Origin of the sequence: Salipaludibacillus sp. CUR1 (assembly GCF_021028955.1) — a bacterium.
GTDB lineage: Bacteria > Bacillota > Bacilli > Bacillales > Salisediminibacteriaceae > Salipaludibacillus.
In genome coordinates, this window is sequence record NZ_JAIWPE010000064.1 from 19,420 (window position 1) to 34,344 (window position 14,925).

The window sequence follows — 14,925 nt, forward strand, 5'->3', positions numbered from 1 at the left end:
ATAATTTATATCAGACATCTTATAAGGTGAGTTATTTTTAGTTTTACCAATTATTAAATAGCCTCTGCTTTTTGATTGAAGGACAAAAGGCGGCGACGCCACAGGGAGTAAGCGCAGTCTGAAGATCCAATTCAACGAAGCTCCAGGCTGAGTTGAATTTAGCTGAAGGCAAGCCCCTGGGCAAGCGTCCGCCTGGCGGACTGAAATCACTGCAATTACTATTTATCAGAGTGAACTTTTTATTAAGAAGTACAAAAGCGAAAAACCGAACAAAAATCATAAGATTTGTTCGGCTTTCTTTATGATTACTATTCTTTTGTCCCAGCCTCTGCAATTCGAGAGCATATAAACCGTTCTCAGTTTCTCTTAACTCATGTGACAGTGACTTCATCTCCAGTGCGGTACCATATCCATAAGTCGTTTATGATAGAAGCAAGTTCGGCAATTTCGCTGTTTAATTCACAGCTTCGATTAAAACTGTTTTCTCTGTATAGCTGCCCTTGCAAGTGATTAATTTGTCTTTCCAGTTCTTTGATCCGGTCGGGTATATCCCCGCGGACCTTTTCCCATTTAGCTAAAATTTCACTTTGGATATGAGCATCTATTTCATCCCACGGCTTTTCAAGAGAAGGGACTTTAATGCCGAGCCGAGGGTCGTAGATGAAGGTTACAACCATGGTTTTCCTCCAGTTTATATTATTCAGAATCTGTACGTACAATTAACACATCACATTTCGCATGTCTTGTAATATGTTCGGATACACTTCCTATTAGGAATCTTTCCACTGCATTTAGTCCGGTGGCACCAGTGACAATCAAATCCACTTCATACTTTTTAGCGACGTCTTTCGCAATCTTTACTTTTGGAGAGCCGTAATCAAGGATTAGAGTAACGTCCTCGAGACCATCAGCCAATGCAAGCTGCTTATATTCTTCAAGCATTTCTCTGGCATATTTTTCTGCTTCTGAGAATATAGTCCGGTCATAATGCTCAACAGATGCAAATGTCCTTGTGTCTACAATGTGTGTGAGCAATAGTTTGGCCTCATGATCTTTTGCCATTAAAGCAGCTTTCCTGAATGCGCGTTTTGCTTCATTTGAACCGTCGACTGCAACTAAAATAGTGTTATATTTGATTGCCATAGTATTACCTCCTTGTGGATAAAAAAAATTAGCTCTTTATAGCTATATTATATCAAAGATACCTTTCCTGAAACGAGGGATAATTCAATTATTTTGACAAATTGAGTAATTATTCACAGCTTCCGTTAAGGTAAATGCTTTTACTTTTTCCCTTCATAATAAGTATAATAAGATATAGTCACAGTTATACAAACAATAACGATCATACTAAGAAATGAGGGTATACGGATGCGTCACGCCTTAATTACTGCAGGATCTAAAGGCTTAGGTAAAAGAGTAGTCGAAGAGCTGATAGCTGACGGATATTCCGTTACAATTAATTACCGGGAAGACGAAGAAGCGGTTGAACGGCTGAGACAGGAGTTTAGTGATAAACTTGAACGTATTCAATTTGTTAAAGGGGATGTGACTTCTAAAACTGATTTAACCCAGCTTGTTAAGCAGGCTTACGACCGTTTTTCGCGTATAGATGTACTGATTTTAAACGCAGGGCCCTATATTTTTGAAAGAAAAAAACTGGTGGATTATTCAGATGAAGAGTGGGATCAGATGGTAAACGGAAACCTTTCGTCTGCTTTTTACTTATTTAAGGAGATTATTCCTGTTATGAGGGAGCAGAAATATGGAAGGATTATCACATATGGCTTTCAGGATGCTCAGCATGCGCCCGGCTGGATTTACAGGTCTGCTTTTGCTGCAGCAAAAGCGGGGCTGGTTTCTTTAACAAAAACGGTGTCTATTGAAGAGGCACCTAATGGAATAACGGCCAATATGGTTTGTCCAGGGAAAATAACCGGTGAGATGAAGGAAGCATCTATTGCGGAGGCAGTCGCTGATACAGAAACTCCGGTAGGGAGAGCTGGTACAGGAGAAGACATTGCAAGAACGGTGAAGTTTTTATGCGACCCTGAATCGGATTTAATCACCGGAGCGATACTTGAAGTGACTGGCGGGGTAAATGTATTGCATAAATACAGGTAAAGTGAATAAAATCCATGTTTTTCCTCATCCTAACGATGAGGTGATTATATGAAGACTATCCGGGTATCTCTTTTTCTCACCCTGCTATTTCTGCTGTTAATAAGTGGATTCGCTGCTGGCAAGACAGGATTAGCTGCAGAGCATACATGGTATAACCATTCTTCTCTTAAAGTAACTATTGAAACAGAAACAAAGCTTTATGAATGGGAATATGAGAATCCTGATGAATTTGAATATGAAGAAGGCCATACAATTTGGCGAGGTGATCAAGCAAAGCAGTCTTTTGAACACTTGTTAACTATTATCGATTTAACTAAACCGGTTATTTCAGATGAGGCAGCAGAAAAACTGAGCAGTAAGTATAAACAGATCGAGCGTATAACTGTCAGGCGGATTGATTCTGATAACTGTATTCAAACGTGGTTCTGGAACAGGGGAGATAAAACAGAAGAGGCCTTAAGCTAATTGCTTTCAGGCCTCTTTTTTATAACTTTATGAGGGGATAATTGTTAATTCTTTAGGAAAGGCAGTCAATAATTGATGGCCTTCTTTTGTAATTAGAACGTCGTCTTCGATCCGCACTCCTGTCTGATCTGGTATATAAATACCCGGTTCGATTGTAAACACCATTCCCTCCTTCAGGCAAGAGTGATTTTCTGCACTGAGTGAAGGAAATTCATGCACTTCAATTCCAAGTCCATGTCCTATCCGGTGGGGAAAATAAGATCCGTATCCCGCTTGTTCAATATAAGTCCTTGCCGTTTTATCCAGCTGACTGACAGATTCGCCCGGGCGGCACAGGGACAGCGCTTGCTGCTGAGCATGTAACACAGTGGTATATATCTTTCGGTCGTCTTCTTTCACATGATCAAAGAAAACTGTTCTTGTAATGTCAGAGGAATAGCCTTTCCAAACGACACCTAAATCAAAAAGGACACCATCTCCTTTTTTTAAAGTTCTGTTCCCCGGATTCCCGTGCGGATCTCCTCCATTCCCGCCAAAAAGAACCATCGTGGAAAAAGACATTTCCCTTATTCCTCTCTTTTTTAAAGAGTACTCAATTGAAGCGAGTACCTCCATTTCAGTAACTCCTTCTTTTAACGCGGCGATTCCTGCTTCGATTCCTTTATCAGCAAGCGAAGCGGCTTCTTTAAGAATTGCTATTTCTGAATCGTCTTTTATTACCCTCAGTTCATTAATCATAGAATCAGCTTCTATGAAAGAAATAGAAGCGTTTATTAGTTCAAGGGCCTTCATTCGGGCCCAGGAGATCGAACTTTCTACGGCAGCTGTCCGAATGTCAATATTATTTTCGGACAAGTGTCCGGCGATTTTTTCCCACGGATTATCGGTGTCGCTGTAACCGATTATTTTTCCTTCTGTAAAAACAGCTTGTACCTGATTTACTTCCATATGGGGGCATACAAGGAAAGGAGGATGATTCTTCAGTATAAAAACAGCGACGAGGCGTTCATGAGGATCAGTATCAAAACCGCTTAGATAATACACATTCGGTCTTGTTTGAACAATAAGGACATCTGCATTTTTTTCTATTAATTTTTCCTGTAAGTTTTTCAGTCGTTGCATGTCGTAAACCTCCTTAGTGATTAACCAGTGTTACACGGATTTTTAATTATGATATCATACAAGGTGAAAAATCAAACGCATAATCTTAAAAAAGACAGGGTATGAAACTTAAGAGACAAAATTTTTACAAAGGAGAGGGATCACTGATGAAAGTATCTTATCATGGACATTCAGTCGTCAAAATTGAAACAAATGGGACAAATATTTTTATAGACCCATTTATTACAGGTAACGGAATAACTGACCTGGAAGCTGAGAATACGAGAGCTGATGTGATTTTATTAACTCACGGACATAACGACCACGTGGGAGACACTGTTGAGATGGCTAAGAAAAATGATGCTTTAGTGGTCGCCCCTTTTGAACTGGCGACTTATTTAGGCTGGCAAGGTGTGAATGCTCATCCGATGCACATCGGAGGCGCCCATGAATTCGGTTTTGGAAAAGTAAAACTGACTCAGGCTTTCCACGGGTCTGCCTATACAGAAGAAGAGAACCAGAAAATCGTTTATACTGGCATGCCGGCGGGCATTTTATTTACCGCGGAAGGTAAAACCGTTTATCATGCGGGAGATACCGGTCTGTTTTCTGACATGAAACTGCTAGGAGAATTTCATGATATTGACCTGGCCTTCCTTCCAATAGGAGATAATTTTACGATGGGGCCGGAAGATGCACTTATTGCAGCAGAGTGGATCGGAGCAAAAAAAGTGGTTCCTGTCCATTACAACACTTTCCCTGTAATTGAACAAAATGCACTGGCTTTTGCAGAGAAAGTGAAGACCGGGGAAGGTATCGTTTTAAATGCAGGAGACGAGCTGGAGCTCTAAATACGGGAGCCGAAGGTTAACTTTTTAATCAAAAAGCTTAAAATTAATTAAAGCTGTCCAAGGCCGGTTTGCCTTCGACAGCTTTTTTAAGTATTGTAGTCTTCCATATAGCTTTTCACTTCTTGTTTGTACTTCTGTCCGAGATAGACACTGTCCAGCCGCCTGGCATCTTCATCCTCATACTTTTGCAGCAGCACAGGTTCAAGAGATTCCCATAACACTGTCCGTTTAGCATGGTCGCGGTCAAAATCAATCATAAATTCCTCTACTGATAAATTCATAGCTTCAGACATTCCTCTAATAGACGGCGGAAGGTTATTCTGGTAAATTTCAAGATTATATCTGGCCTGAGAGTCTACTTCTTCATCTGACACACTCACCGAGTATTCTTCTTCCGCATAATTTATCCAGGCTTGTTCATATTCAAATCTCTCTTTAGCCATTTGAAACATTTCCTCTTCGGACCAGTCTTCATTATATTCATACTTTTGAATATAATAACGGATAAACCACTTTTTAATAGTTTCACGGTCAGGCTTAAACACTGACGTTTCCTCTTCATATAAGTCTATAGCATGGACTGTCAGTTCTTCATAATCATCGGAGGTTAAATTGGAATAATTATCTCCAAATATAATTTCCACAGGATTGCTTTCTTCACTGACTACTTGAGAAGATTCTGAATTGCTGTCATTACACGACACAAAAAATAATAAACAAAAAATGCATAAAGCCGGTAATACATATATTTTTAACATCTGCCCGGATCCCCCTTTCTGTTGATTCTCAATCAAATTACAGGGTAAACCACCATAACATATCATATTGAATATTATCAGATTTATACGGAGATTTACATCACCTGATTATAATAATCAAGACATGCTTTTACCCTGTGGACTTCATTACAGACATACCTTAACTACGTATACCCTGAAACAAGGGTGAAGTAAGCGTCAATTTAAAAGAAATAAGCTTGATGTCAAAAGTCAGGACGATTATACTTGTGTTAGTACAGGGGAAGAATATTAATTGAACAGTTTATTATACAGGGAGGGAACCCTCTAATGACAAAGCATGAACAAATATTACAGCATATACGTTCTTTAGAAATCGGTAATAAGATATCTGTGCGGCATATTGCAAAAGTATTAAATGTAAGTGAAGGGACAGCATACAGAGCTATTAAGGATGCTGAAAACCAGGGATTGGTCAGTACGATCGAGCGGGTCGGAACCATCCGGATAGAGAAGAAACAAAAGGATAATATCGAGAGGCTGACCTACGCGGAAGTGATTAATATTGTAGATGGTTCGGTACTGGGTGGACGGAACGGCCTGTACAAAACATTAAATAAATTTGTAATCGGTGCCATGAAAGCTGAAGCAATGATGCGTTATGTGGAAGCGGGAAACCTGCTGATTGTAGGGAACAGGGAACAGGTACATAAACTGGCATTGGAAGAAGGGTCTGCTGTATTAATTACCGGTGGATTTGACACAAGTGAAGAAGTAAAGCAGCTGGCAGACAAGCTTGAATTGCCGGTTATTTCTACAAGCTATGACACCTTTACAGTGGCGACTATGATCAACCGTGCCATCTACGACCAGCTTATAAAAAAGGAAATTATATCGGTTGAAGATATTTTAATTCCAGTTGAAAAGACAGATTTCCTTACGACCTCAAACACGGTTGAGAAATGGCATGAATTAAATAATAAAACAGGACATAACCGTTATCCGATTGTAGACGAAGAGCTGAAACTCCACGGTATTGTAACTGCTAAAGATGTCATGGGTGTGAGCCCTTTTATGGAAATAGAAAAAGTGATGACTAAACAGCCTATTACTGTTACAAACCAGACTTCCGTAGCCTCGGCTGCCCACATGATGGTATGGGAAGGCATTGAACTTCTCCCGGTTATTAACCAGTCAAAAAAACTAATAGGCATAATCAGCAGGCAGGATGTCCTGAAAGCCCTGCAAATGATTCAGCGTCAGCCGCACGTAGGAGATACTATTGAAGATCTCGTTACACGCCATTTTGAAGACGTGTCTACAGCGAATGAATATACATTCCAGCTGGAAGTGACACCTCAAATGACCAACCATCTCGGAACTATTTCATATGGAGTAATGACTACTATAGTAACAGAGGCCGGGAGCAGGGTATTGCGGAAGCATAAAAAAGGCGATCTTGTCGTTGAAAACATTACATTGTTCTTTATAAAACCTGTCCAGATTGATACACTGATGCAGGTGAAGCCTAAAGTTCTTGAAGTGGGACGGAAATTCGGAAAAGTGGATGTGGAATTATATCATCAGGATCAAATTGTAGGAAAAGCGATGCTGATGGCCCAGCTGATAGACCGTTAACGAGAGAACAGCACCTGAGCCGTCTAATCAGGTGCTGTTCTCAATAACTGTTTAATTATTTTGGAGGGCTGCTTTTTCTTTAGATAGATGCGGCTTAAGCATGCGGTAATGCTTTAAGCCAAAAAACACATTAATCGTTCCAAAGATAACAAAAATAAGAGTGATAAAAGCTGAGACAGAGGACTGCAGGTTCATATAACTGTTAATCCCGAATGAAATGAAGAAGATTCCGATAGCAATGCTTCCTTTGGAAGAATTGCTCCGTTTTTCGACAGGTCCGGTGGCCCGTCCCTGCTGGACTTTAAAATGAACGAAAGCAACTAATGATGCGAATATAAGGAATATGAAAAACATATCAATGGCTCCTTTAAAATGTAATAATCTCATATTCATTTTAAAGGACAAACCTTTTCCAGGCAAACTTTTTTGCAGGCTTGATACAAAATTTAATCAGGAGTGGGAATATTGAAACAAGATATATTAAATAAAATTAAATTATGGGATTCTATTATTATCCACAGGCACGTCAGACCTGATCCTGATGCGATAGGGTCCCAGGCGGGTTTGAAAGCTTTAATTAAGTCTCTTTATCCTGATAAGAAAGTATATATGGCAGGGGAAGAGGAAAGTTCTCTTGCTTTTCTTGCAAGCATGGACAAAATTGAAGACAGCCTTTTTGCCAAATCACTAGTTATTATTTGCGATACGGCCAATACAGGCCGGATCGATGATGATAGATACAAAAACGGTGCTGAAACAATTAAAATAGATCACCATCCTAATGTGGATCCATATGGGGATCTGATGTGGGTAGATCCTTCTGCGAGTTCAACAAGTGAAATGATTTTTGAGCTTTTTGAAGAGGCAGAGAAGGAAGGGCTCGTTATGGATAAAGAGATGGCCAGGCTTCTCTATGCGGGTATTGTGGCCGATACAGGCAGATTCCGTTTTCCTAATACAACGGAAAAAACATTTTTTACTGCAGGCCGCTTAATTGAAGCCGGATTTTCCAGCCCTGAACTTTATGATTATTTATATGAGACTTCTTTATCTTTACTTCGTCTCGAGGGTTATGTGTTATCGGAAGTTAAAATCACCCCCGCTGGTGCCGGGTATGTATATTTAACAAAAGACATTCTCGATAAATATAAAGTCACTTCAAAAGAAGCAGCTTCCATAGTTAACAGTTTTTCGACTTTAAAAGGTTTGAAAGCCTGGGTGTTTTTTGTAGAGGAAGAAGACGTGATCCGGGTCAGACTCCGGTCCAAGGGGCCTGAAATTCATGAGCTGGCAGCCCGTTATAATGGGGGCGGGCATCCAATGGCTTCGGGGGCCTCTCTCTCAGACTGGAGCGAGACAGAGAAAGTGTTAAGTGAACTGGAAGACCTTTGCCGTTAAGCAAGTGACGAAGCTTCAGACTTAGGTGAATCTCACATGCAAAAGAAACTGACCAATCAAAAAAGAGTTACTATTAATCAGCCGTTTCACTCCCGGCGAAGGCTAACACCGCAGGCATAAGCGCAACATCGTCGCAGGGATCTTCGGCTAACCCCTTCACGTCCTGTGAAAACGCCGAAGTCACCACATCCGTGTGGAAGTTCGCTGTGTTTTCTTTACCCGAGGGCTTGTCTTCAACTAATTCTCCCGAAGGACACTTTCAGGAAAGTGGATTTCCAAACTTTGCTGCTGCGCTTACTCGTCGCAGAGTAGAGATTGCTCCTCTCCGGGTGTTCTTGCCTAAATTCAGCAGAAGAATCAAAAAAAGCATCCGAACAACGTTTGTTCGGATGCTTTTGTGTTTACTATTTTTTTCCAGTGTCGTTAATAATAATTACATTAAGTTTTGGGGATGAACCAGGAGCCCATGTGAGTTTTCTCTTCGATATAGTCAATTCCCAAAGCTTCTAATTCCTGTTTTAATTTCTGAGATACTTCCTCAGTTTCAGCGAAGGCAGAGTATCCGGATTGAATACATTTTATCTTCTCCTGTGCTAATTTACTTCTGCTGATGACTTTCATTTTACACGCCTCCTTTTTAAATTAGCTCTTCTTTAGCCAGCTGTTATTACTCGAGGGCTCACAATGAATATTGCTGGAATTTTTGACTAGCGTCGCAATCTGTAAAGAAACGGTATGGTTGTGATTTTTTTCGCGAATGAGCAAGTTTTGTCATAGGTATTCAACTATAGTATACCCATTCTAACTCCTTAATGGAACTAAGATATCTCTATTTTCAGAAAAAAGTCACATTTTTATTCAGCTGGAACAATTTTCACCCTCATTTCCAATGATGGCAACAGAAACAGCTGTTCTACTTTGAGCTGATATCTTTTTTCGTTAATGATAAATATTTTGTTTTGCACCGTCTTAAGCAAAAAGTAGTGGGAGTTGGCAACTGTTTCAATATCTTTGTTTCTCACATCTTCCAATTCGCTTTCTACTGCACTCCTCAACTCATGAAGGGTGAGTTCACTCAGCTTAACTTCTTCCTCGTTTATAAATTCTATGTTAATATCCTGAACGGTCAATAAGCGCTGGTTCTCTTTATTTCGCTCATCCTTGTCTTCTCTTAATATTGCTATTGTTTTCTCATGCTTTTCAATTTGGGTCTGCTGATCCCCGATTTCAAGAACAAGTCTTTCATGAACACCGCCAAAGTGATATAAAAAAAAAGTCCATCCAAACAGCAGGCCTATGAAAAAACCGGCAAAAAAACGCTGCCAGCTTTTATCCTTGTAATATGGCGGAATTCTCATTTGAATCCCTCTTGGGTAATCCACTGAATCAGTACTGTTCCGCTGTGTGCCCCAGATAATGCTGCGAAAATCATGATTAATGTTTTAAAGATGTCTGCATGGGTGCCTTCAAATATTCCCCGTTCAAGTGTTGAGATCGCGTCAAATGTCCCTCCTATGGCAGCTACAAGCGCCCATATCTTTAAACTGGAGGCTAAATCGTACATAATAGATAAAGGAGGTTTACCAATCAGGTAGGCGCCTATTCCGCCGACTATGGTGCCGCCTATTATAACTCCAAAGGCTACAAAAAAATCGATTACAAGTGTAGCCAGAAAATCCTTATCCATAAAGCATCCCCCTTGCCAAACAGGCTCATACTTAATGAGTATGGACTGGCAAAGACAAGTATGACAAAATAATTTCATATAAAACAAACGTATGTTTGTATATAATGTAAGTTAAATGAATTTTTTATAAGGTTTAATGTGAAAACGCATATCCTGCAAAATCTGCAGTGGTGCTGATAGAAGGAGGACACCTGATGGCTTTCGTTCATCTTCATGTACATAGTGAATACAGCCTTCTCCAAAGTGCAGCGAAAATTCCGGCTTTAGTAAGAGAAGCAGCAAAAATGGATTATAAGGCGATGGCGTTAACCGATATTGATGCGATGCATGGCGTCATTCCTTTTTATAAAGAATGCCTTGAAAACGGAATTAAACCGCTGATCGGTGTTGAACTCGGGGCAGCGAAAGAACTTTTGGAAGCGAGAGAAACTGCTCCGCACCGTCTCCTGTTTATTGCCCGGAATAATAAGGGTTACCGTGCGTTGTTAAAATTAACGAGTAAAGCGCAAACGAAAGAAAAAACAACCGTACCTTACATTACCTTTGAAGAACTTGAAAGTGACCTTGAAGGTGTGATTGTAATCAGCCCTTTTGAAAATGGCGAAATTCAGCATTTAGTTGAACAAGGAATGAAAACAGAAGCTGATAAACTGCTGACTATGTTCCGGCGGCTGGCAGGGGAGGAAAATGTTTATATTGAAATTCAGAACCACTGGAGGAGGCAGGAAAGAGAACGTCTGCTGGCTATTCGTGACTGGCTGCTCGAAAATCAGGCTCCGGCAGTAGCAAGCAACCATGTGCATTTTATAAAAAAGGAACAGGTAGATGCCCACCGGACCTTGCATGCCATAAGGCTTGGAGAATCTCTTTCTGAACTTCCAGAGTATATCTCTTCTGAGGAATACTATTTAAAAGACAAGGATGAAATGCAGCAGGCTTTACCATCATGGCAGGGGGCAATAGAAGAATCAGGGCGAATTGCAGAACGCTGCAATGTTGAGATACAGCTTGGCACACCCGTGCTGCCCCACTTCCCTGTCCCGGAAGGACAAAGCGCCAGAGATCTGCTTCAGTCCCTCTGCGTCAAAGGGATTCGGGAGAGATACAGCTCACCTGACAGCTTTGTATGGGAAAGGCTTAAATTTGAGCTGAACGTTATTTCCAATATGAAATATGAAGATTACTTTCTTATCGTAGCTGACTTTATGAATTATGCTCATGAAAAGGGTATACTGACAGGTCCCGGCAGGGGGTCTGCCGCAGGGTCATTAGTCGCCTATGCATTAAAGATAACTAACGTTGATCCTGTGAAATACGGGTTGCTGTTTGAGCGGTTCCTTAACCCTGAACGTGTTTCAATGCCCGATATTGATATTGACTTCTCAGACCAGCAGAGAGATGAAGTGATTCACTATGTAGCAGACAAGTACGGGAAGAATCATGTAGCTCAAATTGTCACTTTTGGCACTCTTGCAGCAAAAGCAGCCATAAGAGACGCAGGAAGAGTGTTAGGCATAGAGCCTTCTAAAATTGACAAGGTGGCTAAGTTAATTACAGGCCGGTCTAAGCTCAGGGAAGCTGTAAAAGAAAACACCGGGTTAAAAGATCTGGTAATGGCCGATGACGAGCTGATTGAACTGTTTAAAATCGCAGGCCATATAGAAGGGCTGCCGCGTCATACTTCCGTGCATGCGGCCGGAGTAGTAATTAGTAAAGAACCGTTGACAGATGTCGTGCCTCTTCAAAAAGGGCATGAAGGTCTTTTTTTAACCCAGTATCCTATGGGGGACCTGGAAGATATCGGTCTTTTAAAGATGGACTTTCTCGGCCTCAGAAATTTAAGTTTTATTGGCCGCATATTAAATCTCATTTATCAGCATACGGGTAAAAGAATAAGTATTAGCGGCTTTCCCCCTGATGATAAAAAAACGTTCGATTTATTAGGCCAAGGAGATACGAGCGGAATTTTTCAGCTTGAATCTTCAGGGATGAAAAGTGTGCTGCGCAGGTTAAAACCCAGCCACTTTGAAGATATCGTCGCTGTCAATGCTCTATACAGGCCAGGTCCAATGGAAAATATCCCTTCTTACATTGAACGAAAACATGGTCAAGCAGATGTCACATTCCCTCATCCGGATTTAAAAGAGATATTAGAACCAACCTACGGTGTACTTATTTACCAGGAACAAATTATGCAGATTGCATCTAAAATGGCCGGCTTTTCACTGGGCGAAGCTGATGTATTAAGAAGAGCAGTCGGTAAAAAGAAGAGGGAAGTACTGGAAGAAACAAGAGCCCAGTTTGTAAATGGATCTGTGAAAAAAGGATATTCTTATTCAGAGGCTGAAGAAGTTTATAACTTAATCGTCCGTTTTGCAGATTACGGCTTCAACCGCAGTCACGCTGTGGCGTACAGTATGATTTCATACCAGCTCGCCTATTTAAAAGCCAACTATCCTTTGGAGTTTTTAAACGGATTAATGGACATGTTCATTCACCATCAGGAGAAACTTGCTGATTATATAGCTGAAGCAAAACGAAAAGGTATCACGGTAAACAGACCATCTATTGTTCACAGTCTTGACCTTTTCCATACAAAGGACGGAGCCATATGGATTGGCCTTGCAGCTTTAAAAAATGTCGGTTTGCCGACAGTGAAAAAACTTATTGAAGAAAGAGAGAATGGCTATTTTGAAAGTTTATTCGATTTATGTGCAAGGTTACCGGGAAGGTTACTGCCGCGCAGAGCCCTTGAATCTCTAATATTTTCCGGCACACTGGATGATTTTAAAGTGGACAGGGCTGTGCTGATGGCATCTCTTGACGATGCGCTTGCATATGGGGAGAAAGAGAGAGAGAAACAGGCAGACGGGCAACAGCCGTTATTTTTTGAAGAAGCAAGCTCCCCTGTTTATACTAAGGTGTCTCCTCTGTCTGTAAAAGACCGGCTCCGTTATGAGAAAGAGGTGCTTGGGTTTTATGCTTCAGGGCATCCAGTTGGAGAAGAGGCAAAATGGCTGTCGGAATATGGGCGCATAAGAATTTTTGATGCAAAGGAAATTAATGACGCTTACCAGCCTGTAAGAGTAGCAGGTTTTATTGAAGATATTAGAGTTATACAGACAAAAAAGAAAGAACAAATGGCTTTTTTGCGTTTGTCCGATGATTCAGGGGAAATGGAAGTGACAGTTTTCCCAAACATCTACCGTTCTTTTAAGACAAAACTTCAAAAAGAAGAAATGATTTTTGCAGAAGGGCGGATGCAGGAACATAAAGGGGACTGGAAACTGATATTAGATAAATGTATCATCCTTGAAGACCTGAAAAGGAAAAAGCAGGAGCAGGACAAGCCGGTGCTGTATTTATATATATCAAAAGTTCAGGAGAAACAAGGAATCCTTAAAGAGTTAAAAGAAGTGCTTCAGGATACGCCAGGAGAGGTCCCGGTCGTTCTGAAATATGAATCAAGTGACAAAGCGATCAGATTGTCAGAAATGTGGAATGTAAGAGATGATGAGGCCTTTACCCTTAAACTTAAAGGGCTTCTTGGAAGCAGTAATGTTTATCTTAAAAAACCAAGGGTGTAACCAACAGGATAATTTGGTATAATGTTAGTTGTTTAAGGGGTGGTCAGACCACTAAATTATCGGGAAAAAGGGAGATGGGGTTTGTGACGACACTAAGAGAAGAAGCATTACATATGCATAGGGTGAAAAAGGGGAAAATTGAAACGAAAGCAAAAGTACCTGTCCGCAATGCAGATGACTTGTCGTTAGCTTATTCACCAGGAGTTGCAGAACCATGTAAGGAAATATTTGAGGATCCGCAAACCGTCTATGATTATACGGTTAAAGGAAATATGGTCGGAGTTATTTCTGACGGTACTGCCGTTCTCGGTTTAGGGAATATAGGACCTGAAGCGGCTATGCCTGTCATGGAAGGCAAAGCTGTCTTATTCAAGTCATTTGCAGGTGTAGACGCTTTTCCAATCTGCCTGAACACGAATGATGTGGATACCATTGTTAACACTGTAAAATTAATGGAGCCTACTTTCGGCGGGATTAATCTGGAAGATATTGCAGCTCCTAAGTGTTTTGAGATTGAGCAACGGTTAAAAAAAGAGATGAATATCCCAGTATTTCATGACGATCAGCACGGCACAGCCATTGTGACAGCTGCCGGCCTGCTGAATGCCTTAAAACTGTCCGGTAAGTCACTGGCAGAAATTAAAGTAGTGGTCAATGGTGCGGGAGCTGCCGGTATAGCAATCATTAAATTATTAAAGAGTATGGGATGCAAACATTTTATTTTATGCGATTCTAAAGGGGCCATCTATGAAGGCCGGCCTTACGGGATGAATAATCTAAAACACGAATTAGCACAGGTTACTAATTCAGAAAAACTTGAGGGCCCTCTTGAAGAAGTTATTAAAGGCACAGATGTATTTGTTGGAGTGTCCGTCGAAGGAGCTCTTACCAAGCCAATGGTGGAGTCTATGAACGAGGCACCTATTATATTTGCTATGGCTAACCCGGTTCCTGAAATTATGCCGGAAGATGCAAAAGAAGCAGGGGCCAGCGTAATAGGGACAGGAAGATCAGATTTCCCTAACCAGGTTAATAATGTACTGGCATTCCCGGGTATTTTCAGGGGCGCTCTTGATGTCTATGCCACACATATTAATGAAGAAATGAAGGTAGCGGCTGTAAAAGCAATTGCTAACCTTGTCGGCGAAAATGAACTTAACTCAGATTACGTTATTCCGGCACCTTTCGACCCCCGAGTAGCACCAGCTGTTGCTAAACATGTAGCAAAAGCTGCTATGGAAACTGGTGTAGCCAGACGACAGGTCAACCCGGACGACGTAGAAAAGAAGACAAAAGAGCTGACAATCATTGACGGGGACGACTAATAGCCTGCCTGC

The 14,925-nt window shown here is 41.0% G+C and carries 15 protein-coding genes; 7 read left to right on the plus strand and 8 right to left on the minus strand.

All coding sequences use genetic code 11. The annotated features are described in order from the left end of the window. Positions 1–371: 371 nt before the first annotated feature. A complete protein-coding gene (locus K8O68_RS13050; RefSeq protein WP_230897316.1) occupies positions 372–677 on the minus strand; it encodes a DUF4391 domain-containing protein in 306 nt (101 codons plus the stop codon). Between the two features lie 19 nt (positions 678–696). Next, positions 697–1,143, minus strand: a complete 447-nt coding sequence (locus K8O68_RS13055) for a universal stress protein (RefSeq protein WP_230897317.1) — start codon at positions 1,141–1,143, stop codon at positions 697–699. Between the two features lie 228 nt (positions 1,144–1,371). Here K8O68_RS13055 and K8O68_RS13060 point away from each other — a divergent pair, with 228 nt between their 5' ends. Beyond that, entirely contained in the window at positions 1,372–2,124 is a 753-nt protein-coding gene (locus K8O68_RS13060) for an SDR family oxidoreductase (RefSeq protein ID WP_230897318.1), read from the plus strand. A gap of 48 nt (positions 2,125–2,172) precedes the next feature. Next, positions 2,173–2,589 (plus strand): hypothetical protein, encoded by a 417-nt coding sequence (locus tag K8O68_RS13065; RefSeq protein ID WP_230897319.1) that lies wholly within the window; start codon positions 2,173–2,175, stop codon positions 2,587–2,589. A 27-nt stretch (positions 2,590–2,616) separates the two neighbouring features. Here the strand turns inward: K8O68_RS13065 and K8O68_RS13070 are convergent, their stop codons facing one another. Next, positions 2,617–3,711, minus strand: coding sequence for a M24 family metallopeptidase (locus K8O68_RS13070; protein WP_230897320.1), 1,095 nt, complete (start codon positions 3,709–3,711; stop codon positions 2,617–2,619). Positions 3,712–3,857: 146 nt separating this feature from the next. Between K8O68_RS13070 and K8O68_RS13075 the strand changes: the two genes are divergently transcribed. Then, on the plus strand, positions 3,858–4,541 hold the full coding sequence (locus K8O68_RS13075) for a metal-dependent hydrolase (protein ID WP_093055025.1): 684 nt from the start codon (positions 3,858–3,860) through the stop codon (positions 4,539–4,541). Between the two features lie 86 nt (positions 4,542–4,627). On the opposite strand, the gene K8O68_RS13080 is transcribed toward K8O68_RS13075, so the two are convergent. Then, positions 4,628–5,299: a hypothetical protein gene (locus K8O68_RS13080; RefSeq protein ID WP_230897321.1), complete on the minus strand. Its 672-nt coding sequence runs from the start codon at positions 5,297–5,299 to the stop codon at positions 4,628–4,630. 309 nt (positions 5,300–5,608) lie between these two features. Here K8O68_RS13080 and K8O68_RS13085 point away from each other — a divergent pair, with 309 nt between their 5' ends. Beyond that, positions 5,609–6,916, plus strand: coding sequence for a CBS domain-containing protein (locus K8O68_RS13085; protein WP_230897322.1), 1,308 nt, complete (start codon positions 5,609–5,611; stop codon positions 6,914–6,916). A gap of 51 nt (positions 6,917–6,967) precedes the next feature. Here the strand turns inward: K8O68_RS13085 and K8O68_RS13090 are convergent, their stop codons facing one another. Next, a complete protein-coding gene (locus tag K8O68_RS13090) occupies positions 6,968–7,270 on the minus strand; it encodes a YtpI family protein (RefSeq protein WP_230897323.1) in 303 nt (100 codons plus the stop codon). Positions 7,271–7,381: 111 nt separating this feature from the next. Here K8O68_RS13090 and K8O68_RS13095 point away from each other — a divergent pair, with 111 nt between their 5' ends. Beyond that, the gene (locus K8O68_RS13095; RefSeq protein ID WP_230897324.1) at positions 7,382–8,314 is read left to right on the plus strand and encodes a DHH family phosphoesterase; all 933 of its coding nucleotides are present in this window, start codon (positions 7,382–7,384) and stop codon (positions 8,312–8,314) included. 438 nt (positions 8,315–8,752) lie between these two features. On the opposite strand, the gene K8O68_RS13100 is transcribed toward K8O68_RS13095, so the two are convergent. The 3 genes from K8O68_RS13100 to ytrH form a co-directional block, all read right to left on the minus strand. Continuing rightward, positions 8,753–8,935: a YtzJ family protein gene (locus K8O68_RS13100; protein WP_230897325.1), complete on the minus strand. Its 183-nt coding sequence runs from the start codon at positions 8,933–8,935 to the stop codon at positions 8,753–8,755. Between the two features lie 233 nt (positions 8,936–9,168). After that, positions 9,169–9,672: a sporulation membrane protein YtrI gene (gene ytrI, locus K8O68_RS13105; protein ID WP_230897326.1), complete on the minus strand. Its 504-nt coding sequence runs from the start codon at positions 9,670–9,672 to the stop codon at positions 9,169–9,171. After that, positions 9,669–10,001 (minus strand): sporulation membrane protein YtrH, encoded by a 333-nt coding sequence (gene ytrH / locus K8O68_RS13110; protein WP_093049472.1) that lies wholly within the window; start codon positions 9,999–10,001, stop codon positions 9,669–9,671. The genes ytrI and ytrH overlap by 4 nt, the downstream gene beginning before the upstream one ends. Before the next feature lie 194 nt (positions 10,002–10,195). Here ytrH and dnaE point away from each other — a divergent pair, with 194 nt between their 5' ends. Together dnaE and ystJ are read left to right on the plus strand one after the other, a co-directional pair. Beyond that, positions 10,196–13,588 carry a DNA polymerase III subunit alpha gene (gene dnaE / locus K8O68_RS13115; protein ID WP_230897327.1) on the plus strand — a complete coding sequence of 1,131 codons (3,393 nt, stop codon included), beginning with the start codon at positions 10,196–10,198 and terminating at the stop codon, positions 13,586–13,588. A gap of 83 nt (positions 13,589–13,671) precedes the next feature. Next, positions 13,672–14,913 carry an NADP-dependent malic enzyme gene (ystJ, locus tag K8O68_RS13120; RefSeq protein ID WP_370640529.1) on the plus strand — a complete coding sequence of 414 codons (1,242 nt, stop codon included), beginning with the start codon at positions 13,672–13,674 and terminating at the stop codon, positions 14,911–14,913. Positions 14,914–14,925 lie beyond the last annotated feature (12 nt).

What these genes read in the sequence shown, in the direction of transcription:
- K8O68_RS13050 (WP_230897316.1), bottom strand. Translation starts at nt 677, where the DNA reads ATGGTTGTAACCTTCATCTACGACCCTCGGCTCGGCATTAAAGTCCCT.
- K8O68_RS13055 (WP_230897317.1), bottom strand. Translation starts at nt 1,143, where the DNA reads ATGGCAATCAAATATAACACTATTTTAGTTGCAGTCGACGGTTCAAAT.
- K8O68_RS13060 (WP_230897318.1), top strand. Translation starts at nt 1,372, where the DNA reads ATGCGTCACGCCTTAATTACTGCAGGATCTAAAGGCTTAGGTAAAAGA.
- K8O68_RS13065 (WP_230897319.1), top strand. Translation starts at nt 2,173, where the DNA reads ATGAAGACTATCCGGGTATCTCTTTTTCTCACCCTGCTATTTCTGCTG.
- K8O68_RS13070 (WP_230897320.1), bottom strand. Translation starts at nt 3,711, where the DNA reads ATGCAACGACTGAAAAACTTACAGGAAAAATTAATAGAAAAAAATGCA.
- K8O68_RS13075 (WP_093055025.1), top strand. Translation starts at nt 3,858, where the DNA reads ATGAAAGTATCTTATCATGGACATTCAGTCGTCAAAATTGAAACAAAT.
- K8O68_RS13080 (WP_230897321.1), bottom strand. Translation starts at nt 5,299, where the DNA reads ATGTTAAAAATATATGTATTACCGGCTTTATGCATTTTTTGTTTATTA.
- K8O68_RS13085 (WP_230897322.1), top strand. Translation starts at nt 5,609, where the DNA reads ATGACAAAGCATGAACAAATATTACAGCATATACGTTCTTTAGAAATC.
- K8O68_RS13090 (WP_230897323.1), bottom strand. Translation starts at nt 7,270, where the DNA reads ATGTTTTTCATATTCCTTATATTCGCATCATTAGTTGCTTTCGTTCAT.
- K8O68_RS13100 (WP_230897325.1), bottom strand. Translation starts at nt 8,935, where the DNA reads ATGAAAGTCATCAGCAGAAGTAAATTAGCACAGGAGAAGATAAAATGT.
- ytrI (WP_230897326.1), bottom strand. Translation starts at nt 9,672, where the DNA reads ATGAGAATTCCGCCATATTACAAGGATAAAAGCTGGCAGCGTTTTTTT.
- ytrH (WP_093049472.1), bottom strand. Translation starts at nt 10,001, where the DNA reads ATGGATAAGGATTTTCTGGCTACACTTGTAATCGATTTTTTTGTAGCC.
- dnaE (WP_230897327.1), top strand. Translation starts at nt 10,196, where the DNA reads ATGGCTTTCGTTCATCTTCATGTACATAGTGAATACAGCCTTCTCCAA.